At 34.1% G+C, this 26,592-nt stretch carries 29 protein-coding genes and 4 tRNA genes; 23 read left to right on the forward strand and 10 right to left on the reverse strand.

Annotated elements, in window-relative coordinates:
- Nucleotides 1-7: 7 nt before the first annotated feature.
- From OZP10_RS01820 to OZP10_RS01835, 4 genes are all read left to right on the forward strand, one after another.
- Complete coding sequence (locus OZP10_RS01820; protein WP_281633244.1) at nucleotides 8-277, forward strand: hypothetical protein; 270 nt, start codon at nucleotides 8-10, stop codon at nucleotides 275-277.
- A gap of 43 nt (nucleotides 278-320) precedes the next feature.
- Complete coding sequence (locus tag OZP10_RS01825) at nucleotides 321-524, forward strand: hypothetical protein (RefSeq protein WP_281633245.1); 204 nt, start codon at nucleotides 321-323, stop codon at nucleotides 522-524.
- Nucleotides 525-711: 187 nt separating this feature from the next.
- Nucleotides 712-1,485, forward strand: a complete 774-nt coding sequence (locus OZP10_RS01830; protein ID WP_281633246.1) for a ThuA domain-containing protein — start codon at nucleotides 712-714, stop codon at nucleotides 1,483-1,485.
- A gap of 60 nt (nucleotides 1,486-1,545) precedes the next feature.
- Nucleotides 1,546-1,989: a GNAT family N-acetyltransferase gene (locus OZP10_RS01835; RefSeq protein ID WP_281633247.1), complete on the forward strand. Its 444-nt coding sequence runs from the start codon at nucleotides 1,546-1,548 to the stop codon at nucleotides 1,987-1,989.
- Between the two features lie 32 nt (nucleotides 1,990-2,021).
- Here the strand turns inward: OZP10_RS01835 and OZP10_RS01840 are convergent, their stop codons facing one another.
- Nucleotides 2,022-2,540: an STM3941 family protein gene (locus OZP10_RS01840; protein ID WP_281633248.1), complete on the reverse strand. Its 519-nt coding sequence runs from the start codon at nucleotides 2,538-2,540 to the stop codon at nucleotides 2,022-2,024.
- 287 nt (nucleotides 2,541-2,827) lie between these two features.
- On the opposite strand from OZP10_RS01840, the gene OZP10_RS01845 reads away from it, so the two are divergent.
- On the forward strand, nucleotides 2,828-2,998 hold the full coding sequence (locus OZP10_RS01845) for a hypothetical protein (RefSeq protein WP_281633249.1): 171 nt from the start codon (nucleotides 2,828-2,830) through the stop codon (nucleotides 2,996-2,998).
- A 6-nt stretch (nucleotides 2,999-3,004) separates the two neighbouring features.
- Complete coding sequence (locus OZP10_RS01850) at nucleotides 3,005-3,517, forward strand: PRC-barrel domain-containing protein (protein WP_281633250.1); 513 nt, start codon at nucleotides 3,005-3,007, stop codon at nucleotides 3,515-3,517.
- A gap of 87 nt (nucleotides 3,518-3,604) precedes the next feature.
- Here the strand turns inward: OZP10_RS01850 and OZP10_RS01855 are convergent, their stop codons facing one another.
- The 5 genes from OZP10_RS01855 to OZP10_RS01875 form a co-directional block, all read right to left on the reverse strand.
- Nucleotides 3,605-4,117 carry an AAA family ATPase gene (locus OZP10_RS01855; RefSeq protein ID WP_281633251.1) on the reverse strand — a complete coding sequence of 171 codons (513 nt, stop codon included), beginning with the start codon at nucleotides 4,115-4,117 and terminating at the stop codon, nucleotides 3,605-3,607.
- A gap of 91 nt (nucleotides 4,118-4,208) precedes the next feature.
- Nucleotides 4,209-4,282: transfer RNA gene (locus OZP10_RS01860), tRNA-Arg, on the reverse strand.
- 81 nt (nucleotides 4,283-4,363) lie between these two features.
- Nucleotides 4,364-4,437: transfer RNA gene (locus OZP10_RS01865), tRNA-Arg, on the reverse strand.
- Between the two features lie 16 nt (nucleotides 4,438-4,453).
- Nucleotides 4,454-4,528, reverse strand: a tRNA-Pro gene (locus tag OZP10_RS01870).
- 14 nt (nucleotides 4,529-4,542) lie between these two features.
- A tRNA-Ser gene (locus OZP10_RS01875) sits at nucleotides 4,543-4,626 on the reverse strand.
- Between the two features lie 239 nt (nucleotides 4,627-4,865).
- Between OZP10_RS01875 and OZP10_RS01880 the strand changes: the two genes are divergently transcribed.
- Both OZP10_RS01880 and OZP10_RS01885 read left to right on the forward strand, forming a co-directional pair.
- The gene (locus tag OZP10_RS01880) at nucleotides 4,866-6,044 is read left to right on the forward strand and encodes an acetyl-CoA C-acyltransferase (RefSeq protein WP_281633252.1); all 1,179 of its coding nucleotides are present in this window, start codon (nucleotides 4,866-4,868) and stop codon (nucleotides 6,042-6,044) included.
- 67 nt (nucleotides 6,045-6,111) lie between these two features.
- Nucleotides 6,112-6,873, forward strand: a complete 762-nt coding sequence (locus OZP10_RS01885) for a C40 family peptidase (protein ID WP_281633253.1) — start codon at nucleotides 6,112-6,114, stop codon at nucleotides 6,871-6,873.
- 245 nt (nucleotides 6,874-7,118) lie between these two features.
- Here the strand turns inward: OZP10_RS01885 and OZP10_RS01890 are convergent, their stop codons facing one another.
- Nucleotides 7,119-7,964, reverse strand: coding sequence for an AraC family transcriptional regulator (locus OZP10_RS01890; protein ID WP_281633254.1), 846 nt, complete (start codon nucleotides 7,962-7,964; stop codon nucleotides 7,119-7,121).
- Nucleotides 7,965-8,081: 117 nt separating this feature from the next.
- Here OZP10_RS01890 and OZP10_RS01895 point away from each other — a divergent pair, with 117 nt between their 5' ends.
- From OZP10_RS01895 to OZP10_RS01910, 4 genes are all read left to right on the forward strand, one after another.
- On the forward strand, nucleotides 8,082-9,068 hold the full coding sequence (locus tag OZP10_RS01895; protein WP_281633255.1) for an aldo/keto reductase: 987 nt from the start codon (nucleotides 8,082-8,084) through the stop codon (nucleotides 9,066-9,068).
- A gap of 137 nt (nucleotides 9,069-9,205) precedes the next feature.
- Nucleotides 9,206-9,811 (forward strand): NAD(P)H-dependent oxidoreductase, encoded by a 606-nt coding sequence (locus OZP10_RS01900; protein WP_281633256.1) that lies wholly within the window; start codon nucleotides 9,206-9,208, stop codon nucleotides 9,809-9,811.
- A gap of 2 nt (nucleotides 9,812-9,813) precedes the next feature.
- Nucleotides 9,814-10,092, forward strand: a complete 279-nt coding sequence (locus tag OZP10_RS01905) for a putative quinol monooxygenase (RefSeq protein WP_281633257.1) — start codon at nucleotides 9,814-9,816, stop codon at nucleotides 10,090-10,092.
- 191 nt (nucleotides 10,093-10,283) lie between these two features.
- The gene (locus OZP10_RS01910; RefSeq protein ID WP_281633258.1) at nucleotides 10,284-10,742 is read left to right on the forward strand and encodes a DUF3291 domain-containing protein; all 459 of its coding nucleotides are present in this window, start codon (nucleotides 10,284-10,286) and stop codon (nucleotides 10,740-10,742) included.
- Between the two features lie 89 nt (nucleotides 10,743-10,831).
- Here the strand turns inward: OZP10_RS01910 and OZP10_RS01915 are convergent, their stop codons facing one another.
- Entirely contained in the window at nucleotides 10,832-11,539 is a 708-nt protein-coding gene (locus tag OZP10_RS01915) for a class I SAM-dependent methyltransferase (RefSeq protein ID WP_281633259.1), read from the reverse strand.
- Nucleotides 11,540-11,765: 226 nt separating this feature from the next.
- Here OZP10_RS01915 and OZP10_RS01920 point away from each other — a divergent pair, with 226 nt between their 5' ends.
- On the forward strand, nucleotides 11,766-12,647 hold the full coding sequence (locus tag OZP10_RS01920; RefSeq protein WP_281633260.1) for a LysR family transcriptional regulator: 882 nt from the start codon (nucleotides 11,766-11,768) through the stop codon (nucleotides 12,645-12,647).
- A 317-nt stretch (nucleotides 12,648-12,964) separates the two neighbouring features.
- A complete protein-coding gene (locus tag OZP10_RS01925; protein ID WP_281633261.1) occupies nucleotides 12,965-14,248 on the forward strand; it encodes a DUF2130 domain-containing protein in 1,284 nt (427 codons plus the stop codon).
- Between the two features lie 68 nt (nucleotides 14,249-14,316).
- Here OZP10_RS01925 and OZP10_RS01930 read toward each other — a convergent pair whose 3' ends face one another.
- Nucleotides 14,317-14,844, reverse strand: coding sequence for an META domain-containing protein (locus OZP10_RS01930; RefSeq protein ID WP_281633262.1), 528 nt, complete (start codon nucleotides 14,842-14,844; stop codon nucleotides 14,317-14,319).
- Nucleotides 14,845-14,894: 50 nt separating this feature from the next.
- The gene (locus tag OZP10_RS01935) at nucleotides 14,895-15,089 is read right to left on the reverse strand and encodes a hypothetical protein (RefSeq protein ID WP_281633263.1); all 195 of its coding nucleotides are present in this window, start codon (nucleotides 15,087-15,089) and stop codon (nucleotides 14,895-14,897) included.
- A 269-nt stretch (nucleotides 15,090-15,358) separates the two neighbouring features.
- Between OZP10_RS01935 and nirB the strand changes: the two genes are divergently transcribed.
- The 9 genes from nirB to OZP10_RS01980 all read left to right on the forward strand — a co-directional run bounded on the left by nirB (nucleotide 15,359) and on the right by OZP10_RS01980 (nucleotide 26,588).
- Nucleotides 15,359-17,872, forward strand: a complete 2,514-nt coding sequence (gene nirB / locus OZP10_RS01940; protein WP_281633264.1) for a nitrite reductase large subunit NirB — start codon at nucleotides 15,359-15,361, stop codon at nucleotides 17,870-17,872.
- A 212-nt stretch (nucleotides 17,873-18,084) separates the two neighbouring features.
- On the forward strand, nucleotides 18,085-18,462 hold the full coding sequence (nirD, locus tag OZP10_RS01945) for a nitrite reductase small subunit NirD (protein WP_281633265.1): 378 nt from the start codon (nucleotides 18,085-18,087) through the stop codon (nucleotides 18,460-18,462).
- Between the two features lie 153 nt (nucleotides 18,463-18,615).
- Nucleotides 18,616-19,200: a DUF4202 domain-containing protein gene (locus tag OZP10_RS01950; protein WP_281633266.1), complete on the forward strand. Its 585-nt coding sequence runs from the start codon at nucleotides 18,616-18,618 to the stop codon at nucleotides 19,198-19,200.
- Nucleotides 19,201-19,207: 7 nt separating this feature from the next.
- Nucleotides 19,208-21,019, forward strand: coding sequence for a PAS domain-containing sensor histidine kinase (locus OZP10_RS01955; protein ID WP_281633267.1), 1,812 nt, complete (start codon nucleotides 19,208-19,210; stop codon nucleotides 21,017-21,019).
- A 540-nt stretch (nucleotides 21,020-21,559) separates the two neighbouring features.
- Entirely contained in the window at nucleotides 21,560-22,219 is a 660-nt protein-coding gene (locus OZP10_RS01960) for a response regulator transcription factor (protein WP_281633268.1), read from the forward strand.
- A 97-nt stretch (nucleotides 22,220-22,316) separates the two neighbouring features.
- The gene (locus OZP10_RS01965) at nucleotides 22,317-23,801 is read left to right on the forward strand and encodes an MFS transporter (protein WP_281633269.1); all 1,485 of its coding nucleotides are present in this window, start codon (nucleotides 22,317-22,319) and stop codon (nucleotides 23,799-23,801) included.
- Between the two features lie 95 nt (nucleotides 23,802-23,896).
- Nucleotides 23,897-25,162 carry an alginate export family protein gene (locus OZP10_RS01970; protein ID WP_281633270.1) on the forward strand — a complete coding sequence of 422 codons (1,266 nt, stop codon included), beginning with the start codon at nucleotides 23,897-23,899 and terminating at the stop codon, nucleotides 25,160-25,162.
- 138 nt (nucleotides 25,163-25,300) lie between these two features.
- Nucleotides 25,301-25,666, forward strand: a complete 366-nt coding sequence (locus tag OZP10_RS01975; RefSeq protein WP_281633271.1) for a hypothetical protein — start codon at nucleotides 25,301-25,303, stop codon at nucleotides 25,664-25,666.
- Between the two features lie 142 nt (nucleotides 25,667-25,808).
- Nucleotides 25,809-26,588, forward strand: a complete 780-nt coding sequence (locus OZP10_RS01980) for a DUF6896 domain-containing protein (protein ID WP_281633272.1) — start codon at nucleotides 25,809-25,811, stop codon at nucleotides 26,586-26,588.
- Nucleotides 26,589-26,592 lie beyond the last annotated feature (4 nt).

Below are 26,592 nucleotides of genomic sequence, written 5' to 3' on the forward strand. Positions count from 1 at the left end.
CAAATATATGTCAAAATTAATCAATAATAGCAATTTTAAAGAAGATAATTCTCACAATAAAAAAGCTTATGAATTTATAGATAAGCATTTACCTGTTACCTATGTTGACCTCACTATTGCTTGTATTGTAAAAAAAGGACAACCAGCCCCAAGCAAAGCATTAATTAGAAATGTCAGAAACAAAACCATACTTCGAAATGACGTCTTACTTGCACTGGTAGAAGTAGCCAATGAAAACAAAGAAGCAATCGAAAAAATTAAACTTCTAATCTCATAATTTTCAAAACAAAGAAAAACGATTTATAACCAAAGATTATTTTATGACAACCCGAAATAATAATAAAAAAGAAAACCCTAGACAAAAGTCTATTCACAATCATTTTGAAATCTTATCTTCAGATAAAAATGATTTCAAAAACATTGCTTATTTATACGGAATGAGTCCTGAACAATATAAAGAAGGACTTGAAATTCATTTAAAATGTTTTAGCCAAATTGAAAAAGTGAAAAGAATTATCAATTAGGAATATATCATCTATCAATAAAATTATATCAAATACACATCATCTCTTTTTTAAATCACTTCATAAAACCAATAAAATTAATTCGTATTGTAATTTTCAAATTTTAACATCAAAACATTATTTCAGCTAATTTTCAACTTTTTTGTAATTTGCCTTCCAACAAATTTGTCTTAGCAAATCTTCTCTGATGAAAAATTTAATAGTATCGATTTTATTTCTTTTAAGCTGTTTCATTCAGCAGGACTGTCTGGCTCAAAAACATAAAAAATCACGTTTTAAAGCTTTGGTTTTATATGAAAATGGTGGACATCATCTCCCATTTACCAAAGCGGCTAAACCATGGTTAAATAAACTTGCCATTGACAGCAGCTTTACAATTGATTATTTCGAAGGTACTAAAACAATCAACGAGGCACTTTTAAAACAATATCAAGTTTTTATTCAATTAGATTATCCTCCGTACACTTGGAGTGAAGAATCTATGCAGGCGTTTCAGAAATATATGAACAGCGGAAAAGGTGGATGGGTTGGTTTGCATCACGCTACTCTGCTTGGGGAGTTTGATGGATACCCAATGTGGAAATGGTTTTCTGATTTTATGGGCGGAATCAGATTTGTGAATTACATTCCAGATTTTGCGAGCGGAAAAGTAAATATAGAAGATAAATCTCATCCTGTAACTAAAAGAATTCCATCTGATTTCATTATCCAAAAAGAGGAATGGTATATTTATGACAAAAGTCCCAGAACAAACGTTCATGTTTTGGCTTCGGTTGATGAGTCTACCTATCAGCCAAATTCAAAAATAAAAATGGGAGATCATCCTGTGGTTTGGACGAACGATCGCTTTGCTTCACGAATTGTTTACATTTTTATGGGACACGCACCAGAATTATTCCAAAACGAAGCATACACTACCCTACTTCGAAATTCAATTTTCTGGGTGGCAGGCAAAAAATAATTCAGTATTACACCTAATTGTTATTTTTGCCAGTCATCAAAAAATTAAACAATCAAGACTGTGATTCAAAAAGTAAATAAAACAGAATATCCCGAACTGATTTCAGTTTGGGAATCTTCAGTAAAAGCAACGCATGACTTTTTAAAATCTGAAGATTTTATATTTTACAAAGAACTTATTCCAAATTTTTTTGATAATGTTTCTTTACACTGTATAAAAAATGACCAACAACAAATTATTGGTTTTGTTGGAACTCTTGACGAAAACTTAGAAATGTTGTTTGTAACAGCAGACCAAATTGGAAAAGGAATCGGAAAAAAGTTATTATTATATGCAATTGAAAAACTTAAAATCTCAAAAGTTGATGTAAATAAAGATAACCAAACAGCCACTGCATTTTACAAGCATTTTGGTTTTGAAATACAATCAACATCCGATTTAGATGGATGCGGCAAACCCTATCCGATTTTGCATTTAGAACTAACAAAAGAGCCACTTCATTAAAGTGGCTCTTTAGATTTTACAACAAACTGCTTTTATTTTTTCCAATATCTTAAAAACAAATTAAATAATTCTTCCGCATTAATTTCAATCTCTGAAGCGGAGTACATTATATTCAATTTCGAATTTTGTTCATCATAAGCCATTTTCCACAGAAATTTAGAAACGTGACCCTCATACTTGGCTTTATTATCAATTGTGATGGCAACCAAAGTATCACCTCCTACTTTCGTTAATTGCAAATCGGTAACATCTTGCCACTCTATTCTTCCAAAAGCTTTAGCCACTGGCGTTGTTCTTCCAGAAAAACCATTTGAATCTATTTGAATTAATGGGGATTTATCTTTTATTCCGGCAAGAACTTTAAATGTTAAAACAAGCATAATTAAAAGAATTGCACCAGAAACTATTGAAAGTTTTATTTTAAATACTCCATCAAAAGTTCCTATGCCATATAAAAGCATAATTGCTAATAAAGCACTAATTGCGCCAGCATATAAAAGTAAGTTTCTCGTTTTCTTGGCATTTCGGTAAAATTTTATTTCTTCATTCATGGAGCGTAGTAAAAATTTTTATTTATTATTAGAATTAAAAATGAAGAAGCAATTTACTACAAAATATTCTAATAACGTAAGAAACTTCTATAAATATTGATTTAACTAAAGAGACAAAACAATTTCAATTAATACATTTCAAGCAACTAAGCTTACAAAACACTGCAAATCAATTTTCTACCCAACTGGAAATTGTATAACTTCTATATGAAATTAAATACTTTCAAACGCAATCTCCATTTGTACCTTTATTATAAAACTAAATATTCATAATAAAAATACAGGTTATGGCAGAAATTAAAATTGAGAAAAAGAAGCCAATTTGGCCATGGATTGTAGCAATCCTATTAATCTCAGCACTTGTATACTATGTCTTTATAAAAGATGATCAAGTGCAAAATGAAAACAGAATGGAAATCGAAAACAATTCTAGTGTAGACAGCACAGCAAATTATTAAGAAACTATGGAAAATAAAGATAGAAATTTATACAGATTAGATGAGCTTTCCGATTATAAAGTTGCTTCAAACTATTCTGATGTAAGAGGTTGGAAAATTGTAGACTCAGACAACCGCACGATAGGAAAAATTGATAACCTATGGGTTAATAAAGATATGCAACGTGTTGTTTATCTAGACGTTAACCTTGATAAAGGATTAATAGAAGACAGTCGTAATGAAGTGCATGATGCAATTGCGAATGAAAATGGAAAGGAATTTATCTATAAAGATGGAGACAGCCACATTATTATACCAATCGGCTCTGTGAGTATAAATAAAGACACTAAAATTGTCATGGCCAACAATATTGGATATGATACATTTAGAAAAACAAGCAGATATAACTGGCAAAATGATTTTGATAGGGAATACGAAAGAAGAGTATTAAATTCTTATTATCCTACTGAGGAATCGCGCCTTGCTTCTGAAAGTAATGACGATACTTTTTACAAACGAAGAGAATTTGACAATTATTGATAAATGTAATTTGCAATAAAAACAAATCTTACAAACGAATAAAGACCAAGCGTTCAAGAATGTTTGGTCTTTATTTATTTTATCTCTTTAATATTCTATTTTATTTTGAATTTGATTTAATCTTTCAGATAAATTTCCTTTTACTTCAATTACTTCCAAATCAAAATCATCAATTAATTCTCTGACAATATCATTTACTTCATACCTCAGTTCGGGCAAATCAGAAGCTGAGCACAAAATTCGATCTGGCTTTTCAATAGGAACAAATACAAAAACGTCAATTTCTCTAATTGCATTTTGAATTTTATTAAATATTGACGAAAAATTTAATTTATCATCGACCGCTAAAGCATATGCTAAAAGATCAATTGGACAGCGGTCAAAAATAGCGTTTCTGTTACTTCTTACTATTTGTTTTAAAGAATGTTCTAACTGGATTATATAATCATCTGAAGTAGGCACTTCAGAAAAATCAAAACCCATTTCTTGCAGTTCAAAATACGGTTCTGAATAAAACTCATAATCAGGAAGAGTTTCATGCAGTTTTTCTGCAAATGTGGTTTTACCAACCTTATGAGCTCCAAGTATTGCTATTCTCATACCATTACTATTTTTTAACTATAAACAACTAAAAATAAACAAAATAGGCACAAAACAAAAAAGGATGATCAAAAATGATCATCCTATAAAGTGATCCCAGAAGGATTCGAACCTTCGACCTACGCATTAGAAGTGCGTTGCTCTATCCAGCTGAGCTATGGAACCATTATTTCAAAATTTCTAAAAATAGAAATCAAAACTATTTACATAAAAACAAAAAAACCATTCTATTTGAATGGTTTCTTGTGATCGCAGAAGGATTCGAACCTTCGACCGCCTGCTTAGAAGGCAGGTGCTCTATCCAGCTGAGCTATGCGACCATTATTTCAATTGTAGTCGGGGTGGCAGGATTCGAACCTGCGGCCTCCTGCTCCCAAAGCAGGCGCGATAACCGGGCTACGCTACACCCCGAGGCAAAATTTAAGCGGAGAGACAGGGACTCGAACCCTGGCGACGGTTACCCGTCGACAGATTAGCAATCTGCTCCATTACCGCTCTGGCACCTCTCCTTGCTTGCGGAATTGCTTCCGTTTTGCGAGTGCAAATGTATAACAACATTCCTTTTCTCACAAGCTTTTTTTTGAGTTTTTTTAGTTTTTTTTTATCTTTTTTCAAAACCACTTCACAATCAAACAAATAGAATTAACAAAAAATTCACCTTAAATTTAAAATCATCGTGATTCAATACAAAATTTGAATTTATTCAAATAAACATTAAATTTGCTTACTAACTATTATTAAACAGAAAATGAACAAAAGAGTTGTTATCGTTTCTGCCGTTAGAACACCTATCGGAAGTTTCATGGGCGGGTTATCTAGTGTACCTGCTCCAAAATTAGGCGCTGCTGCCATAAAAGGAGCGCTTTCAAAAATTAATCTTGACCCAAAATTAGTCGATGAAGTTTTCATGGGAAATGTAATTCAGGCAGGTGTCGGACAAGCTCCAGCACGCCAAGCAGCACTTTTTGCTGGTCTGTCTGAAGAGGTTGCCGCTACAACAGTAAACAAAGTATGTGCTTCTGGAATGAAAGCTGTAATGTTTGCTGCTCAAGCAATCGCATGCGGTGACGCTGAAATTGTGGTCGCGGGCGGAATGGAAAGCATGAGTTTGATTCCTCACTACGTACAAATGCGTGCCGGAAACAAATTTGGTCCAGCTACTATGCTTGACGGAATGCAAAAAGATGGTTTGACAGATGCTTACGACAATAACGCAATGGGAGTTTGCGCTGACTTGTGTGCATCTGAATACAAAATCAGCCGTGAAGAACAAGATGCATTTGCAATTCAGTCTTATGAAAGAAGTGCAAAAGCTTGGGACGCTGGAAAATTCGATAATGAAGTTGTTCCTGTTGAAGTACCGCAAAGACGCGGCGAACCTGTTATATTTTCTAAAGATGAGGAATATACTAACGTGAAATTAGATAAAATTCCATCTTTAGCACCAGTTTTCACAAAAGACGGAACTGTAACTGCCGCAAATGCTTCAACAATAAATGATGGAGCTGCTGCTTTGGTTTTAATGTCTGAGGAAAAAGCAAGTGCCTTAGGCTTAAAACCTTTAGCTTACATAAAAGGCTATGCAGATGCTGCACAAGAACCAAAATGGTTTACAACAAGTCCAGCAAAAGCATTACCAAAAGCTTTAGATAAAGCAGGAATTTCAATTTCAGATGTTGATTATTTCGAATTCAACGAAGCTTTCTCTGTTGTTGGATTAGCCAATGCAAAAATATTAAACCTAGACAATGATAAAGTAAACGTAAATGGTGGCGCTGTTTCTTTAGGACATCCTCTTGGAGCTTCTGGAGCACGAATTATCGTAACTTTACTTAATGTTTTAGAACAAAACAATGCAAAAACTGGAGCTGCTGCAATTTGCAACGGTGGCGGTGGCGCATCGGCAATTGTTATCGAAAGAGCTTAAAACAATATCTCAAAAAATCAGGAGTTACCAATATAACTCCTGATTTTCAACTTATAAATTTCCTTAAATGTTTGGAATTTGCAATTTAGCCATAGTACCTGTTCGAGCTGAAGCCAGCGACAGAAGTGAAATTGTTACACAGCTCTTGTTTGGCGAGCATATCGAAATTTTAGAACGCCAGAATCAATGGGCTAAAATAAGAATTCAGTACGACGATTATGTTGGCTGGGTAGATTCTAAACAATATCAGGTTATTACCAAAGAACAATTTGATCTTCTGAGCAAAGAGTCAATTATTTTAAATGCCGATTTAATTGATTATATCACTGCACCAAATAATCTATTACTTCCAATTCCGCTTGGAGCTTCATTATCTTTTTTAAACAATAGCGAAATCAATACTTCCAACTTTGATTTTGAAGGAACCAAAACCAGCGGTATCAAACCTAAAAGCGCTTTAATTAAAACTGCCTTTATGTATTTGAATGCTCCGTATTTATGGGGCGGAAAAACACCTTTTGGTATTGACTGTTCTGGTTTTACTCAAATGGTTTACAAATTAAACGGCTATAAAATTCATCGTGACGCTTCTCAGCAGGCACTTGAAGGCGATCCGTTAAGTTTTATTGAAGAATGCGAACCAGGTGATTTGGCTTTCTTTGATAATGATGAAGGAAACATTACCCATGTTGGCATCATCATGGAAAACAACTACATCATTCACGCAAGTGGCAAAGTACGAATTGACCGTTTGGACCACAGCGGAATTTATAATCCAGAAATAAACAAACACACTCATAAACTTCGTGTGATTAAGAAAATCATCTAACTTTTATTTCGTATCGAAAAATAGAATTAAAGTACGCGGATAAAACAGATTCGCTTTGCGAAAACGCGGATTTATACAGATTTTTTCTTTTTCTCTCACAGATTGAGCAGATTTATTTAAAAAAATCTATTTTAAATCAGCCTAAATCATTTAAAATCTGCGTGAAATAAAAAATCCTTTTAATCATTATAATCTGTGGCTAAAAAAATTAGCGCAAATTCAGGAAATTTGTAGCAAACAAAACCTTAAGCACTCAATCGAATCGTCTTTCTAAACTCAGACGGACTATACCCTTTTTGTTTTCTAAAAAACTTATTAAAATGGCTTTCATCCGTAAAACCAAATTCATAGGCTATTTCGTTAATACGTTTCTCGCTAAATTGCAAACGATGTTCAATCAATTTCGTTTTATAATTGCTGATATACTGCTGCATCGTTTCACTGGCATGTTTCTTAAAATAACGTCCTAAATAGGTATTCGAAATTCCGAAATAATCACTGATTGATTCTGCTTTGATTTTTTCAGGATAGTAGATATTGTTTTGAATATATTGCAGAATATCCATCGCTTTAGCTTCCGTATTTATGGTTACTTGTTCAGGCAAGTATTTCGCGATATTTCTCGCCACAATAATAATCAGCGTATTCACCAACTGCTGAATCAATTCCTGATTGTAAACATCTTTATCCTGATGTTCGCGACAAATAGCTTCAATCATCACTTTCACTAGACATTTATCAGGATCATTTTTAAGAATACAGCCCGGCTGATGATTGGCATTTTGAAGTATATATTCTAATCGCTGAATATTTTCATTCTGCAAACTCGAATTTTTCAAATAAATATCATTAAACCTCAAAAAGAAAAACTTCGTTTCGGTTTCAATTGTAAAATTATGGCAATCCTCAGGCGTTAATAAAAACAAATGCCCAGGATCATATTCGAATATATTTTTATTGATACACTGCCTCCCAGTTCCTTCCAAAATATAAACCAATTCGAAAAAATTATGACGATCTCCAACGTCTGGATATTCATTCAGCGTTTCAAAAGAAACCGTAAAAGGTTCATATAAGTTTTCTTTTTTCATAATTACATTTTATTTGAAGATGCAAATATACCTAAAAAAGACAAATATATACCAAATAAGAATCATAAAAACAGTATAATTTTGCCTCATTAATTTTAAACATAAAAAATCACAATCATGGAATATAGAAAACTAGGCAACTCAGAACTTGAATTATCAGCAATTACATACGGCGCATTTGCTATTGGCGGAACCATGTGGGGCGGAACAGAAAAGAAAGATTCAATAGAATCTGTTCAGGCTTCTATCGACCACGGCGTTACCACAATCGACACTGCCCCTTTTTACGGATTTGGTTTAAGTGAAGAAATGATCGGGGAAGCCATAAAATCTTACGATCGTTCTAAAATTCAATTACTTACTAAATTTGGTTTAGTTTGGGACGGAAGTAATAATGGAAAAGGCGATTACTTTTTTGATGCTGACGACAATGGCAAAAAAGTTCCGATTTACAAATATTCATCAAAAGCAAACGTCATTAAAGAAGTTGAAGAAAGCTTAAAACGTCTTCAAACCGATTATATCGATTTATTGCAAATTCACTGGCCAGACTCAACAACACCAATTTCTGAAACTATGGAAGCTGTTGAAACTTTAATTCAGCAAGGAAAAATCAGAGCTTTTGGAGTAAGTAATTACAATATTGCACAAATTCAAGAAGCACAAAAAACAATTCAAGTAGCTTCAAATCAAGTTGCGTATAGTATGCTAAACCGTGGAATCGAAGCAGATTTAATTCCGTTTACAGTGGCAGAAAACATCGGAATCATTGCTTACAGTCCAATGGAAAGAGGTTTATTGACTGGAAAATATTTCACAGACAGCAAATTAAAAGAAAACGACCACAGAAACGGCTATTTCGGAAAATTCGATTTACAGCAGGTGAAAACTTTAATAGAAGAATTAAGTTCTTTAGCGCATTCAAAACATATTTCAATTTCTCAATTGGTTTTACGCTGGACCACTTTACAAAAAGGAATTTCAATTGTCTTAGCGGGCGCAAGAAACGCAGAACAAGCTATTTCAAACGCCAAAACAATGGATTTCGATTTATCAGCTTCAGAATTAGAATTCATCAATCAAGCAATTTCAAAAATTAAATAATTAGAATTTGGGCGTGTCCCAATCCCGATAACTATCGGGAGGGCTATCCGCTAAATCTTTTACTTTTTAAAGAAAAAAGTAAAAGGATATCGCTACTATCCCTCACGCATCACGTATCCATAACAACATAAAGTAAAATGAAAAAGATATTTATAATTAACGGCGGACAAAAATTTGCCCATTCAGGAGGAAAATTCAATAAAACAGTTCAAGATTGGACAATTGACTTTCTTTCAAAAAGCAAAGAATACGAAATAAAAACAACTCACGTAGAAGACAATATTGATCTTGACCAAGAAGTAGAAAAATTTGTTTGGGCAGATGTAATCATTTACCACACACCAGTTTGGTGGTTTCAGTTGCCAAACCTTTTCAAAAAATACATAGACGATGTTTTCACAGCAGGTCACAACAAAGGAATTTACAAAAGCGACGGAAGAAGCCGTGTGAATCCAGACATCAATTACGGAACTGGCGGACTTCTACACGGACGCAAATACATGCTTACCACAAGCTGGAATGCGCCTGCAACGGCTTTTACACTTCCAGGAGAATTCTTCGATCAAACTTCGGTTGATGATGGCGCTATGTTTGGTTTCCACAAAATGAACAAATTCACCGGAATGGAAAAAATAAACAGCTTCCATTTTCACGATGTCGAAAAAGGAGCAACACCAGAAAATATTGCTATCTTTAAAGAGAATTACACGAAACATTTAGAGCAAACTTTTAAAAACTTATAATTATGATTTCGATTACAGCAATTTTAAAAAGTAAACCAGAGCATTTAAATGAAGTTCAAAACCTGCTAACACATCTAGTAACCGAAACTAGAAAAGAAGTTGCATGTATTCGTTACGATTTACACACTTCCGAAAATGTTTTTATCCTTTGGGAAGAATGGAAAGACCAACCAGGATTAGACCTGCATAACAATCAATCCTACTTGCAAGAATTCATCAAAAAAACGGAAACGCTGGTTTCAAGTCCAATTCAGGTTTACAAAACGGTACAGACTTTATAAGTTTTTTTTCAATAGCCACAACCCGAGCGATAGCGAATAGGCGAAGCAATTCACGAATTAATATAAAATCTATGCGTATAGATTTTATATTAATTCGTGACCCAAGCGATAGCGAACAGGCGAAGCAATTTGTGGCTATTAAATTATTCCGAAAAAAGCTAAATTGCCTAAAATTCAGAAATCTATATTTTATGAGCAATTATCATCTTGCCGAAATCAATATTGCCAAAATGAAAGGAGTCGACATTAACGACCCAATAATGAAAGAATTTGTAGACAATTTAGATACTGTAAACACTTTAGCCGAAGAAAGTGAAGGTTTTGTTTGGCGTTTAAAAGACGAAACCGACAATGCTACAAATCTTAATCCGTACAATGATGAACAAATTATCATCAATGTTTCGGTTTGGGAAAGTATCGAAACTTTGGAACATTATATGTACAAAACTTTTCATAGTGATTTTTTAAGACGCCGAAAAGAATGGTTTCAGAAATTCGGAAAAGCGCATACGGCTATGTGGTGGATTCCTAAAGGACATATTCCTAATCTTGAAGAAGCTGTCGAAAAATTAGATTACCTTCAGCAAAACGGTCCATCCGACTTAGTTTTCGATCTTCGAAATAAATATCTAATGCCGGTTAATACATAGTTGTATAGCCACGAATTCACGAATATATTTTTTAAAAACTATGCGCAAACATTTTTAAATTAATTCGTGAATTCGTGGCTAACAAAAAACTACTTTATCCCTCCAAAAGCCCCAAAACACATATTTTTATGTAAAATTTCGACTTTTGAAAATCCTACTTTTTTCATTAAATCCAATTGATAATTCATCGATCTCGGAGAATCTTCTTTTTCGATATAATCCAAAACCTTTTGGCGATACTCTGCCCCTCCTATTCCTTCTAAATAATCGCCGTAACGCTGCCAAGTATATTCATTCAATAACTCTGTGTCTTGTGTGATTAAATCCGAAATCATCAAACAACCTCCTGGTTTTAATAATGTAAACAATTTAGTAAAAGTCGTTTCCCAATCGCTATCATCACGCAAATGATGCAAAACTGCACCAGCCAAAATGATATCAAAACTATTTTCCTCTAAATCTATTTCGCGAATATCGCCTTGCTTTGTTACTACTTTTCCGTTGGTTTCAGCTGAAACCCTTTGAAAAGCGCGATCCAACATTGGCAAGCTCAAATCGACCAAAGTGCAGTTTAAATCTGGCACTTTAGATAACATTTTTAAAGTATAATTTCCGGCGCCACAGCCAACATCTAAAATTGTTGTAGCATTAGGAACAATGCGCTTTGAAGCTTCGGTTATTAATTCCAAAGAAATAGTTGCATCGATTGTAGCCACTTGTCCTGTTTCTAAATTCGAAAATCGTTCGACATCATTGTCAAAACGTTCTTTGATTTCTTCAATAGTTGATTTTTTCATAGTTCTTGCTTTTTATACTCTCACAGATCTAGCAGATTTAGGGGATCTTTTTGCTATTATTGATCGGAATATTGGTGATTAAGAATTAAAATAATTTTAATTAATCTGTAATCTGCCCTATCTGCATAATCTGCGAGAGAATTGTTTTTTGATTTTTCAAAACTATCTCTTTCATAAATACTTTAAAAATACTATTTTTATCAATTAATAATACTTTAAAAGTATCATGGAATTACGTCACTTAAAATATTTTTTGGCTGTAGCCGAAGAACTCAACTTTACCAAAGCGTCAGAAAAACTCTTTATTTCGCAACCACCTCTAAGTCGACAAATAGCTGAATTGGAAGAAGAACTTCAAGCAAAGCTTTTCATCAGAAACAATAAAAAAGTAGAACTTACTGAAGCTGGAAAATATTTTGAAAAAGAAGCCAAAGCACTTTTTCAGAATCTAGAACGTATTTCACTAAAAACAAAAAAAATCGCAGAGAATGTGTCGGGAGAATTTAGGATTGCTTACATAAGTTCCATACATTCTGCTACAATTTCAGAATTGATAAAACATTTAAAATTACAATTTCCTTATGTCAATTTCAAGCTTTTTGAGGTTTCTACAAGCAAACAAATTGACGCTTTAGAACAAGGAAAAATTGAAATGGGAATTATTCGTTCCCCTATAAAATCTCCCAAAATACAATCGCAATTATGGTTTCAGGATGGTTTTTCAATTGTTTTTAATAAAACAAACATTCATCTCAAATCTGAAAAAGAGATATTGAATTTAAAAGATGAAACATTCGTTTTCTTTAACAAAGATTATGCACCACATTATCACGAAGTTTTACTGGAATTGTGTGCTTTTTATGGCTTTACGCCGAAGATTATCCACGAAGCCAACAACATCAATTCAATAGTACAATTAGTCAAAAACGGATTAGGAATTTCGATTGTTCCGTCAAATATTGCTAAAAACAATCAAGATTCTGAGATTAGTTTTATCGAATTGAAAAAAGTGAATTTACGTACGGATGTTTCGATTATAACTTCAAAAGAAGATGACTCTGAAATTACAAGATCTGCTGTTGATTTTTTGTTGCTACAAAGGCGCTAGGACGCAAACTTTTTTTAAGTAGAAAGAAGCGTACAGTTTGTCATCCTGACGAAGGAAGGATCACACAAGAAATTCTGCAAAGAGAATCGTCAATCTTTGTCGAGTTACGCGTGTGATCCTTCCTTCGTCAGGATGACATAAAATGAGAAAAATCCTTTTAATCATTATAATCTGTGGCAAAAAAAACTTTGCGTCCTAGCGCCTTCGTGGCTATAACAAAAAATCGTTACAATTTAGTACAGAAATCCACATTATAAAAAGAGAACTTTTAAATACCTTAGCAAATCAAAATTCTACAAAATAAAACTACTATAAAAATGGCTGAACAATCTTCAATTCAGTGTCCAAACTGCGGAACTCCAATCGATGTCAATGATGTTTTGAAACATCAATTGGAAGACAGCATCCGTAAAGAATTTCAACAAAAAGCCACTATTCAAAATAAAGAATTAGAGCTTAAAAACGAACAATTGGATAAAGCCAAAGCCGAATTTGAAGCCAAAAAGAAACAAGAAAACGAACTTTTTGCCGAACGTTTGGAACGTGAAAGAAAAATTGCGGAAAAAGAAATTTCGGAAAAACTTAAAACCAAACTTGAAGAAGAAAACAAAGATCGTTTGCTTTTAATGGAAAAAGAACTCTCTGAAAAATCAGAAAAAATCAGGGAATTAAATAAAATGGAAGGTGAAATCGCCAAATTACAGCGCGAAAAACTGGAAATGAAAGATGCCATTCAAGCTGAAGCCGAAAAACAATTGAACACGCAATTGGCTTTGGAACGCGAAAAAATCAGAAAACAGGAAGACGATAAAAACGAACTGAAATTCAAAGAACTTCAGAAACAACTTGAAGAACAAAAAAAGCTGACGGAAGAAATGAAACGCAAGCAAGAACAAGGTTCGATGCAATTGCAAGGCGAAATAATGGAATTAGCAATTGAAGAATGGCTTGCAAACAACTTTCCTCTTGATAGTATTGACGAAATTAAAAAAGGTGCAAATGGTGCTGATTGTCTTCAAATTGTAAATACTCGCGAGCATCAGAATTGCGGTTCTATTTATTATGAAAGCAAGAGAACAAAAGCTTTTCAGCCTTCTTGGATTGAGAAATTCAAAAACGATATCAGAACCAAACGAGCCAATATTGGTGTTTTGGTTACCGAAGTAATGCCAAATGGAATGGACCGAATGGGAATGCGCGACGGAATCTGGATTTGTACTTATGAAGAATTTAAAGGTTTAAGCGCCGTTTTACGTCAATCTTTAATTCAGATCAATCAAGCTGTACAAGCGCAGGAAAACAAAGGCGATAAAATGTCGATGTTGTACGATTTCTTAACCAGCAATGAATTCCGTTTGCAAATTGAAGGAATTGTAGAAGGGTTTACACAAATGCAAAGCGACTTAGATTCTGAAAAAAGAGCGATGCAGAGAATCTGGAAACAACGCGAAAAACAAATCGAAAAAGTGGTTCATAATACTTTAGGAATGTACGGTTCGATTCGCGGTATTGCCGGAAATGCGGTTCAAAGTGTAAAAGCTTTGGAATTGGATTTTATTGAAGGTGATGATGAAGAAGAAGAAACTAAAGAACTAGAATAAATCCTTCGACTTCGCTCAGGAAGACAAACGAAATGTCAGGCTGAGCGAAGTCGAAGCCCTTATAAAACCTAATCCACCTTCTTAAAAACCAAAAGTTTCCCAGAAGGATTCGAAAGCGTCAGTCTGTTATTTTCTATAGAATAAGTCGTCGTACTTTGCAACGCTTTCAAAAATTCACCTTCTTTATTTCCTTGTGCGCAAGCCATAAGAGTTGAAATCACTTTTGTAAATCGCAATACATCTTTTTCATAAAAAATTTGTCCGCTGATTCCGTTACAACCTCCGTAACCAGAAAATCTGTTTTCTGAAGAATTGATTTCGATTCGAGGAAATTCCTTTTGAAAATCGGTTGCAAAAACTTTATAACCATTTAGTTCTTCCAAAACCCAAATATCATGAAGTCTGTAATCGGTAAGATATTTTCCGCATCCGCTGAGTTTCTTCGTTTCTAATTCCGAATTGTTTCTAATTTCAACTTTTACACTATAAGGCGAAATTGCACCAGACATAGAGTCTTGACAATCTAATTGCTGAATCGTAATCGTAGCCGAAGTCGTTTCATTATTTACTTTATACATTTTCACATTTGCGTCCATAGCTCTAATGGCTTCAACTGCTGGAAAAGCAATTTTTTCTTTCCCAGGAATTAAGGATGTAAAAACAATTCCTCATTGCCCATTTTGATTCCCCAAAAAGGTTCGTTTCCTGTTCCTTTAAAGTAATATTTTAAATCTTCTTCGGCAGAAATTGTTGAAGTTGTTCCTCCAGAATCCTTATTTGCTGTTGTTTTACAGCCTATCACTAAAAGTGAAAATAACAAAATTGAAAGTATTTTTTTCATGAGATCTCAGTTTAAAAACATGTTTCTTTTTCAAAACTCCTGTAAAATTCTTATGAATTTACGACTTTTTTCTGAAACGCTTATTTAGAATCTTTTCAAATTTTAAAAAACTAAGTAAGTACAAAATCATTCAAAACCCACACCACGTAAAAGACTACGCCGAAATACGTAGTAAAAAAACACATCTCTTACTTAAAAATTAACATAATTACGTATTTTTATAAGTATAAATACTTATATTTGCGAAGTAATACTTAATTAAAGAAATCATGATTAAAGTAATAGTAGTTGGAAACGGCATGGTTGGTTATAAATTTTGCGAAAAGTTCATTGCAAAATCAGGACAAGAAAAGTATCAGATTACCGTATTTGGCGAAGAACCAAGACGAGCATATGATCGCGTACATTTAAGCGAGTACTTTGGAGGAAAAACAGCTGATGATTTATCATTATCTACAACCGAGTGGTACGCAGAAAACAATATTATTTTAAATACATCTGAATTAATTACAGATATTAATCGTGATGCAAAAACGATTCATACACACCTAAACAAAACACATACGTACGACTACTTAGTTTTGGCAACAGGTTCTTCCGCTTTTGTACCGCCAATTGAAGGTGTCGAAAAAGAAGGTGTTTTTGTGTACAGAACCATTGAAGATCTGGACGCTATTATGGCCTACGCCAAAAAAATAAAAATAAAAGGCGCGACCGAAGCTGCCGTTTTAGGTGGCGGTTTATTAGGTCTTGAAGCTGCAAAAGCAGTTAGAGATTTAGGCTTGAATCCGCATGTGGTGGAATTTGCGCCACGCTTGATGCCAAGACAATTAGATCAAGGCGCAAGCGATATGTTGCAAGCTAAAATCGAAGAACTAAATATTGGAATTCATCTAAACAAAGCGACCCAATATATTGACGGAAAGGAAAGTATAACGGGAATGATGTTTGCTAATGAGGAATTGTTAAAAGTTGATATGTTGGTTATATCTGCTGGGATCAAACCTCGCGACGAACTGGCAAGAGTTTCAGGACTTGAAGTGGGCGTTAGAGGCGGTATTGTGGTAAACAATCAAATGCAGACATCAGATCCTTCTATTTATGCAATTGGCGAAGCGGCACTTTACAATCAAAACATTTACGGACTTGTTGCTCCAGGCTACGAAATGGCCGATGTTGCGGCCGAGCAAATCTTAAATGGCGATAAAACCATGAGAGAAACCATTGATATGTCGACACAATTAAAATTAATTGGTGTTGAAGTCGCGAGTTTTGGCGATCCTTTTATCGAAAATGAAAACGTAACTGCCATTATTTATGAGAATAAACTAAGCGGGATCTACAAAAGAATTAATGTTACCAAAGATTCTAAAACCCTTTTAGGCGGAATTTTAGTCGGCGATTCAAGTGACTACAATTCGCTTTTCCAGATCTACAATAACGGAATGGCTTTGCCAAAAAATCCAGAAGATTTGATTTTGGGTTCTCGTGATGGCTCTGAAGGTTCAAGTTTAGGAAGTGTAATGGATTTGCCAGACACAGCCGTAATTTGTTCTTGCGAAAATGTTACAAAAGGCGCAATCTGCTGTAAAATTTTAGACGAAAGCTGTTCTTCATTATCAGATGTTGTCAAAGCTACAAAAGCAACTTCTGGCTGCGGAGGCTGTAAACCAATGGTTTCTGATTTGGTAAAAGCCACTCAAAAATCTTTAGGAAAAGAAGTAAAAGAAGTAATCTGCGAGCATTTCAACTACAATCGTCAGGAATTATTCGATTTGGTAAAAATCAATAAATACGAGAATTTCTACGATGTTTTGGATCATCATGGAAAAGGCGACGGTTGCGAAATCTGCAAACCGGTTGTTGCTTCTATTTTCTCTAGTATTTATAACGATACGGCGAATAAACACGTTACAACTCAAGATACAAACGATAGATTTTTGGCCAATATTCAGAGAAACGGAACGTATTCTGTTGTTCCAAGAGTTGCCGGAGGCGAAATCACTGCTGAAAAATTAATTGTAATAGGCGAAGTAGCAAAACAATTTGATTTGTACACTAAAATCACTGGAGCACAAAGAGTGGATTTATTCGGAGCGCATTTAAGCGATCTGCCAAAAATCTGGAAAATTTTAATCGACAATGGTTTTGAAAGCGGTCACGCTTACGGAAAATCGCTTCGTGCTGTAAAAAGCTGTGTCGGAAATGCTTGGTGTCGTTACGGCATGGACGACAGCGCCGGATTTGCCATCGAATTAGAAAACAGATATAAAGGAATCCGTTCTCCACATAAATTAAAAGGAGGTGTTTCGGCCTGCATCCGCGAATGCGCCGAAGCCCGCGGAAAAGACTTTGGATTAATCGCTGTTGAAGACGGATGGAACTTATACATCGCAGGAAATGGCGGCGCAAACCCAAAACACGCTGTTTTATTGGCAGAGAAAATCGACAAAGAAACGGTTATTAAATACATGGACAGATTCTTAATGTATTACATCCGCACTGCTGGACCGCTGATTCGAACTTCAACTTGGTTAGAAAAATTAGATGGAGGCTTAGACTATTTAAAAGAAGTGATCATCGAAGACAGTCTAGGAATCTGCGAAACCTTAGAAGCTGAAATGCAGACTTTAGTCAACACTTTCGAATGCGAATGGAAACAAGTTCTTGAAAAACCAAGATTATTAAAACGCTTCAATCACTTTGTAAACTCAGACGAAAAAGACGATAACGCCGTTTTTGTTCCACTTAGAGATCAAAAAATGCCAAAAGCCTGGTCTTAAAAAAAAAATTGCCACAAAGACGCAAAGTCACAAAGTCAAAATAAAAAAAACTTAGCGCCTTTTCGCCTTTGTGGCAAACCACCATAAAGCTCCAAAAAAAAAAAAAATCATTAAACGTTTGCTGTCCTCTTACCCTCTTTTTTACTGCGCCATCATAACTCTCATGATTGTAAAAAGAGGGCTAAGAAACAGGAAATCAAAACTTAATCAAAATGGAAGAAATCTTAAATCAATACGAAACAGTTCATGCGAGCGATGCAACAATTTGGTTCAAAGCTGGTAAAGTAGAAGATTTCCCGACCAACCGAGGCGGATGCATCAAATACAAAAACAAACAAATCGCTATTTTCAACTTTACGCGCCGAAACGAATGGTATGCGTGTCAAAATGCCTGTCCGCATAAAATGGAAATGGTGCTTTCAAGAGGAATGACAGGCTCTGCCGATGATATTCCGAAAATTGCCTGTCCGATGCATAAAAAAACATTTTCTTTAGTTGACGGTTCAAACCTAAATGGCGAAGACTATAACATTGCAACTTATCCAGTTAAGATTGTTGATAACGAAGTTTTTGTTGGATTTGTAGATTAGACTTTTAAAGAGCCAAGAAGCAAGAAGCAAGAGACAAGGTAATAAAGTTTTTCAAAATCTTGCCTCTTGCTTCTTTCATCTCACTTTCGAATTTTGACTTTCTACTTTTCTACTTAATTCCGTATCTTTGAAATTCTATTATCAAACCAAAAAATGACTACACCTTTTCAAAAAGCAAGCGAATGGATTGATGCTGAAAACGCTCAAGACCCAAATATTGAAATCGACCAAAACCAAGAATATCCAAAAGAATTATTGTACTCCAACAGGATGTACGAAAGATTAATGCAATTTGAACCAAATGCCTCCGAAGAAATCCAAATTGCATCAAAAGCACAACACATCTGCCGATGGAAAGTAGCTCGTGAATCTTACCCAATGGATCGTGTGGGTTATTTGAAATGGAGAGAAGAATTAAAAAAATTCCACGCAAAAACTACCGCCGAAATTCTGAAAAAAGCTGGTTACGATCAAACTTTTATCGATCGTGTTTCATTTTTGATAGAGAAAAAATTACTTAAAAAAGATCATGAAACCCAATTACTTGAAGACGTGATCTGTCTGGTATTTTTAGAATATTATTTAGAACCTTTCGTACATAAACACGACGAAGAAAAACTAAAAAACATCATCAAAAAAACTTGGGATAAAATGTCCGACAAAGGACACCAAGAAGCCTTAAAGATCAAATATTCTGAAGAAAACTTAAACTTGATAAAAGCTTCTTTAGGATTGTAAAAAAGATATGAAGAAAAGCAATCAGGAAGCTGCAGAAAAAATCACATTCAAAAATTTACGTCGTCTGTATTTTTTTGCGCTTCTTACTATTGCCTTAACTATAATTATCAGTCAGTTTTTAGTACAATACAATCTTAATCAGCAATTAAGCGATTCTAAGATTATCAATTTTTCTGGTAAACAAAGAATGTTGAGCCAGAAAATCGTCAAAGAAGTTCTGATTCTGCATTATGTTTCTGATACCGTTTCTGCAAAACAAATTTCGCATTTAGACGAAGTCTTATCACTTTGGAAGAAAAACCAAAATGCACTCGAAAACGGCAATGACAGCTTGGCTTTTCCAAAAGAAAAATCGGAAACACTTTCTAAATTATATCTTGAAATTAATCCGATTTTCAATAAAATTGCACAAACTACAGAGGCTTTTTTATTGAATTTACAGCAAAAAAAATCGGTTTCTGAAAATCAAAAATTGGTTCAGATTATTTTAGAAAACGAAGGCATTTTCCTTTCAAAAATGAATCAAATCGTAACCCAATACGATCTTGAAGCGCACGAAAAAGTAACCGAACAACGCCGAATAGAATATTGGATTTTCGGTTTCACACTTTTAATTCTGGTTTTAGAATTCTTTTTCATTTTCAGACCTACAAATAAGAAAATCGAGCGATTAATTACAAGACTTTTATCTTCCGAAAAGAAAGCTTTAAAGCTCGCATACGACACAGAAATCCTTAGCGAAATCAAAGAAAATTCGGTTAAAGAATTAAAATCGCTCAATTATGCAATGGAAAATACTTTATTGTATTGCCGAATTACGCCTGATGGTTCGATCATTCATATTGGTGAAAAATTTGCTAAATTGCTGAATTATACCAAGTTTTCATCCAACAAAAAATTCTCCGAAGTTTTAACTGTTGATGAAAAAGAACAAGCCAATTTTGACAGACTAATTTTCGAAAAACAAAGAAGTGGCTGGCAAGGCGAAATCAGTATTTTAAACAAAGAAAACGAAACCATTTGGCTAGATTTATCAATGGTTCCGGTTATGATCAAAAAAGACGAATTAGAACTCTTAATTGTCTGCTTCAACATTACCGAACGCAAAAAAGCACAACGAGAAGTCGAACGTTTAAATCTTGAAAATACCACCGAAAAAATCAATCAGCAAAAGATTATTTCGAGTAAAATTGTTGAAAATCAGGAAAACGAACAAAACCGAATCGCCAAAGAAATTCACGACGGAATTGGCCAAATGCTTACGGGTTTAAAATTCAGTTTAGAAAGCATTAATTTAGACGACAGAGAAAAATCAGAACAAAAAATTGAGTATTTAAAAAAGCTTTCTTTAGATATTATAAAAGGTGTCCGCACGGCAACTTTCAACCTAATGCCACCAGAATTAAGCGATCACGGCATCGTTTCTTCTTTGGCAAAACTCACGCAGGAACTTTCAAAACTTACAGGAAAAGAAATTCTTTTCTACAACAAAACCGATTTTGATCAGCGTTTAGATTCTCTAATCGAAATCAACATTTATCGTCTCACGCAAGAAGCCATCAACAACGCCATAAAATACGCCGAATCGTCACATATTATTGTACAACTTTCGCACAGTGAAACTTTACTAAGTATTATTGTTGACGATAACGGAAAAGGTTTCGACGTAAATTCAGTCGACAAAAAACGCAACAGCGAATCTGGAATGGGACTTTTATTCATGAAAGAAAGAATCCAATACATCAACGGACGCGTTTTCATGAACTCAATCCCGGGCGAGGGAACCAGAATTACGTTCAATATTCCGATTCTTAAATGAGAAAATTAGTCAATTAGATAATTTGATAATTACTTAAAGTAGCGTAAAAAATTATCTAATTCTTAAATGACACATTCCCTAATTTTCTAATTGCCACATTAACTAATTATCTAATTAATTTGGGCGAGCCAGTATTAGAAAAAGTGGGCAATTTAACTTTGTCTATATACGCCCACTCTTCCTAATACTGTCGGGCTATCCGCTCCGCCGAGGCGGATTGCTCCTATCCCTCTCGCGGGCAATCGGTTTCAGTATATCATCAAGTACTATTTGTCATTTCGAGGAACGAGAAATCTCCACAAGTAGCTCTATAAAGATTGGCGATTTAGATTGTGGAGTTTCTTGTGGAGATTTCTCGTTCCTCGAAATGACAAACTTGATGTAAAACTTTCTCCGAATCTAGAGTTTTATCCTTGAAATTTAAAATTCCCAACATTAGAAATTTTAATATTGGAATTTAATTTTAAAAAAAGTACGTATATTAGCATCTTCTTTTTAGATGAATATACGTAAAAATCGAGAATCAAAATTAAGTAAACTATGAGCAATATCATTCGAGTAGTATTGGCAGATGACCATGTTTTTGTTAGAGACGGAATCAAATCCTTACTGGAAAATGAAGCAAACATCGAGGTTGTAGGTGAAGCAATCGATGGTGCAGACGCTCTGGAAGTAGTTGCAAAAACGCAGCCAGACTTACTTATAGTAGATATTCGTATGCCCAACTTAACTGGTATCGAAGTAGTAGAAAAACTTAGAAGCGAGAATAACAACGTAAAAATCATCATGCTTTCGATGCATGAATCAGAAGAATATGTATTGAAATCGATTAAAGCAGGCGCCGACGGTTATTTATTAAAAGGCTCAAGCAAAGAAGAATTCTTAAAGGCATTGCACAGTGTTGCTGCTGGCGGAAAATATTTCAGTGGAGATATTTCTTCTATATTAATTGGACAATTGACTAATTCTTCGGTATCATTAGAACCAAAACAAACCTTGGGAGAAGAAATGATGATTACGAAAAGAGAAAAAGAAATCCTAACACTTCTTTTATCAGGAAAAGGAAACAAAGAAATCGCCGAAGCTCTTGATATTAGTAAAAGAACTGCCGAAGTGCATCGTTTTAACCTAATGAAAAAACTGAAAGTAAAAAACCTAATGGAACTTTCAAACAAAGCGGCTGAGTATTCGTTAATCTAAAAAATACGTATAAATACGTAATTATTTTTCAAAAACTGCGTTTTAGCAGGTTTTAACTAAGTTATAGTACTTATTTTTACATAAAAATATAAGTGCTATGAAAAATACAAACTCACTATCGCAATCACACAAAATTTTATTTTTGAACACATTGGCATTTACTGTGTGTTTTGCCTGCTGGACATTAAATGGGGTTCTGGTAACCTTTTTAGTCGATAATGGAATTTTCCATTGGGATGTTATTCAAGTCGGATGGCTTTTAGGAATTCCAATTTTAACCGGATCTATAATGCGTCTGCCAATCGGAATCCTAACAGATAAATTTGGAGGAAAATATGTTTTTTCACTATTACTGCTTCTAAGTTCGATTCCGCTGTTCCTTCTTCCCTACGCCGACAGTTTTTTTATGTTTGCCGTACTTAGTTTCTTCTTCGGAATGGTTGGAACCAGTTTTGCAGTCGGAATTGGCTATACTTCAATTTGGTATCCAAAAGAATGGCAAGGGCGCGCACTCGGAATCTTCGGAATGGGAAATGCTGGTGCAGCCATTACAACATTCTTAGCACCATCGTTATTAAACCATTTTTCAATTGATGATCCACAAAATGGTTGGAAAATTCTGCCTGTTATTTACGCTATTTCATTGGTTGCAATTGGTGTTGCGTTTTTAATTTTCGCTCAAAACAAAAAAATAGAAAGCAACGGTAAATCTATTTCGCAAATGCTTACCCCTTTAAAATCGCAAAGAGTTTGGCGTTTCGGAGCCTATTATTTCTTGGTTTTCGGATGTTTTGTAGCTTATTCACAATGGTTATTGCCAAATTTTATGAACGTGTATCAAACAAGTTTGGTAATGGGAGGTTTATTTGCCACTATGTTTAGTTTGCCATCTGGAGTAATTAGAGCTTTTGGAGGTTATTTGTCTGATAAATTTGGAGCTCGAAAAGTGATGTATTGGGTTCTGGGTTCCTCGGTAATCTTAAGTGCTTTGCTATCAATTCCTAAAATGGAAATTACCACTTCTGGCCCAGGAATATTAGCGGCTAAAAAAGGCGTTGTAAATCAAATCAGTGATAAAACCGTAAAAGTTGGTGATAAAGAATATCCTATTGCACAAAAGAAAGCTACGACAAATGAAAGCACTATTTTTCCAACCACTTCAAGCTGGCAAGATGTAGTAGTCGCACACAATCAAAGCGTGGCTAAAAAAGAACTAATTGCAAAAGGTGTAACTGTAATTAAGTTTGATGCTAATATGTGGGTGTTTTTGATTCTAGTAATTCTAATCGGGATTTCTTGGGGAATCGGAAAAGCGGCAGTTTACAAACATATTCCAGAATATTTCCCAAAAGAAGTTGGCGTTGTTGGCGGAATGGTCGGAATGATTGGCGGTTTAGGCGGTTTCTTGGGCCCCATTATCTTTGGATATTTACTAACAGCAACCGGAATCTGGTCAAGTTCATGGATCTTTATTCTAATCTTTTCAACTGTCTGCCTGGTTTGGATGCATTATACTATAACACAATTATCTAAAGAGAAACAAATTAAAGTAAGTAAAGCAAAATTAGAACCAGCATATTAGACTTAGATTAAAAAAAAATTAGAATTATGATTGAAATCATAATAAATACTGGCTTTTTCTTATAAATTTACTTTCAATAAAAACCAAAAAATTTTATGAAGAAACTTAAACTAATTTTATTACTTATCGTAGGATTAAGTTTTGAAATGCAAGCCCAAGAATTAGATGTAAACCTACAAATTAGACCACGTTTTGAATATCGTAACGGTTACAAAACCCTTCTTCCAGAAGGACAAAAAGGAACCTCTCAAATTTCACAGCGTTCTCGTTTAGGAATCAATTTCAAACAAGACGATTTAATTCTAAAATTAACTTTCCAAAATACAAGAACATGGGGAGATGTCCCTCCTGCTACGGTTGCCGATAAAAATGGAGTGGCTGTTTTCGAAGCTTGGGCACAATATAATTTCACTGAAAAATGGAGTGCCAGAATAGGGCGTCAGGTTCTTTCTTATGATAATCAGCGTATTTTGGGTGAAATGGATTGGGCACAGCAAGGTCAAAGCCACGATGCGTTAACGGTTTCTTTTCATGATGAAACTCAAAAATTAGATTTTGGAGGCGCTTACAATTCAACAGCAGAAAATGTTGTTCAAACTCCATATACCGTTGCCAATTATAAAGCAATGCAATATGCTTGGTACCATAACCAATTTAACGAAAAATTAGGTGCGAGCTTTTTACTGCTTAATACTGGCTACGAATATGCTCCCGATCCTGCTCCTTCTACAAAACTATTGGTAGATTACATGCAAACTTTTGGTCCCTATTTAACTTATAAAAAAGATAAAATTGATACCAGTTTTTGGCTGTATGGACAAACTGGAAAAAGCACCGATCAGCAAGTTAGTGCCTGGAATGCTGCTGCCAACGTTACTTACAGCATAACTGATTCGTTTAAAGCTGGCTTAGGTTACGAATTTTTATCTGGAAAAGATTCAAATGACGGAAGCACGGTAATTAAGTCTTTTAACCCAATTTTTGGAACCAACCACGGATTTAACGGTTACATGGATTATTTTTATGTTGGAAATCATTTAAAAAACGTTGGTTTACAAGACGCTTTCTTAAAATTGAATTACAATGTAAACAAATGGCAATTTGCTTTGATTCCACACGTATTTTTATCTGCAGCTGATGTAGTGAATGTTAACGAAAAAATGGATTCTTACTTAGGAACTGAGATTGATGCAACTTTTGGATATAATTTCAAAAAAGATATTACTGTTACAGGAGGTTATTCTCAAATGTTCGGATCTAAAACTATGGAGTTTATCAAAAACGGAGATGCAAATCACACCAACAATTGGGCTTGGTTAATGGTTTCTGTGAACCCGAGAATTTTTAGCTGGAAAAAATAGTTTTTCTTTAAAATTAACTCAAATATTTTACCCTTTTCCTATTTCGGAAAAGGGTAATTTTTTTTTAACATTCTAAAGTACAATTATATATTTTAATACTTATATTTGAGGCGATTATGAACCCCCAATTCTATCCTAATGAAACCATTTCTAAAATTGTCTTTGGTGACTTTTATTGTCACGCAAACAGGCATCGCGCAAAAGTACAATGACGCCTTAATTTCTAAAAATTCAGAAATAAACTTTGCTAAAACGCAAAAAAGAGGAATCAAGAAAAACAACATTGTTTATTATGTCGAGAACGATTTACAAACCATTTCTGCCTACAAAAGAAGCAAATTGAAATGGCAAACTAATGTAATTTCTGTTTGCGGAAAACCAAAAAAAGGAGAGCCTGAAATTAGATATGTTGGTTACAATTCAGACAAGCTCCTTATCGTTATCGGAAAACATAATTTTGCTGAAATCGACATTAACAGTGGTGAAACAAAATTTGTTGGTTAAGATTAAAGAAATCTAAATATTTAAACTGCCCTTTTTCTATTTTGAGAAAGGGTATTTTTTTTATTAATCGCATAAACATCTTTTTTTAATATATTTGATTGATCAAAATGATAATTTGAATCAATTATTTGAATTCCGGATATTGAAAAGAGATACAGAAATAATAACAATAAACTCAATTGATCAAATTCCTTCATTGGAAGCAATAAAACGCATACCTAGAAATATAACTTTGAAAATTATTTTCGGGAATTCTGTTCAAAATCAACGTGAAACTATTGGTCAAAATTTTAAAAAGGAACTACAAGGATTTCAAGTTGGAATTCATCTTTTAAATCCAGAAATTAACATTGCTAAACTAATTACAAATCAAGAAATCGAAGAACATCAAGATTTCTTCGAAAACTGTGCAAAGGATTATAGAGAATTAGGTAGGAAACTAATCTTTGAGTTAGCAAAACAATTTAAAATTACAATGTTTGAAAACTATCCCATATTAGCTTTTAATAAATTGAAAGGTGATAAAAGAGGACGTGGAAAAATGGGTGATTGGAAATATTTTTTTCACGGATTTCATTGTTGGTTTGAAAATCAAAAAACAGGACAAACAATTGAAGTTCCATTAACTTTCGGTCTTGAGTTTGGTGATTTAGATCCTTATTTTTTTTCAATTTTTATTAAATCCACACCAAATTATCAGCCGTTACCTGTTGAAATTTACGAAGATTATGCAGATGGTGTTAGAATAAATGAAAAGATGCTTTCTCTGGGAAAATTTGAACACATCAATTCAAATTTTAAAAATCATTTCGGAATTGTAGTTACAGATCGGGAAAAAATAGAAATCAAAGAATATATACCTGAAGAAAATATCACAAAAAGAAAATTTAGCTTTTGGAATATTATTAGACTCAAATTTTAAATTC

Origin of the sequence: Flavobacterium luteolum (genome assembly GCF_027111275.1) — a bacterium.
GTDB lineage: Bacteria > Bacteroidota > Bacteroidia > Flavobacteriales > Flavobacteriaceae > Flavobacterium > Flavobacterium luteolum.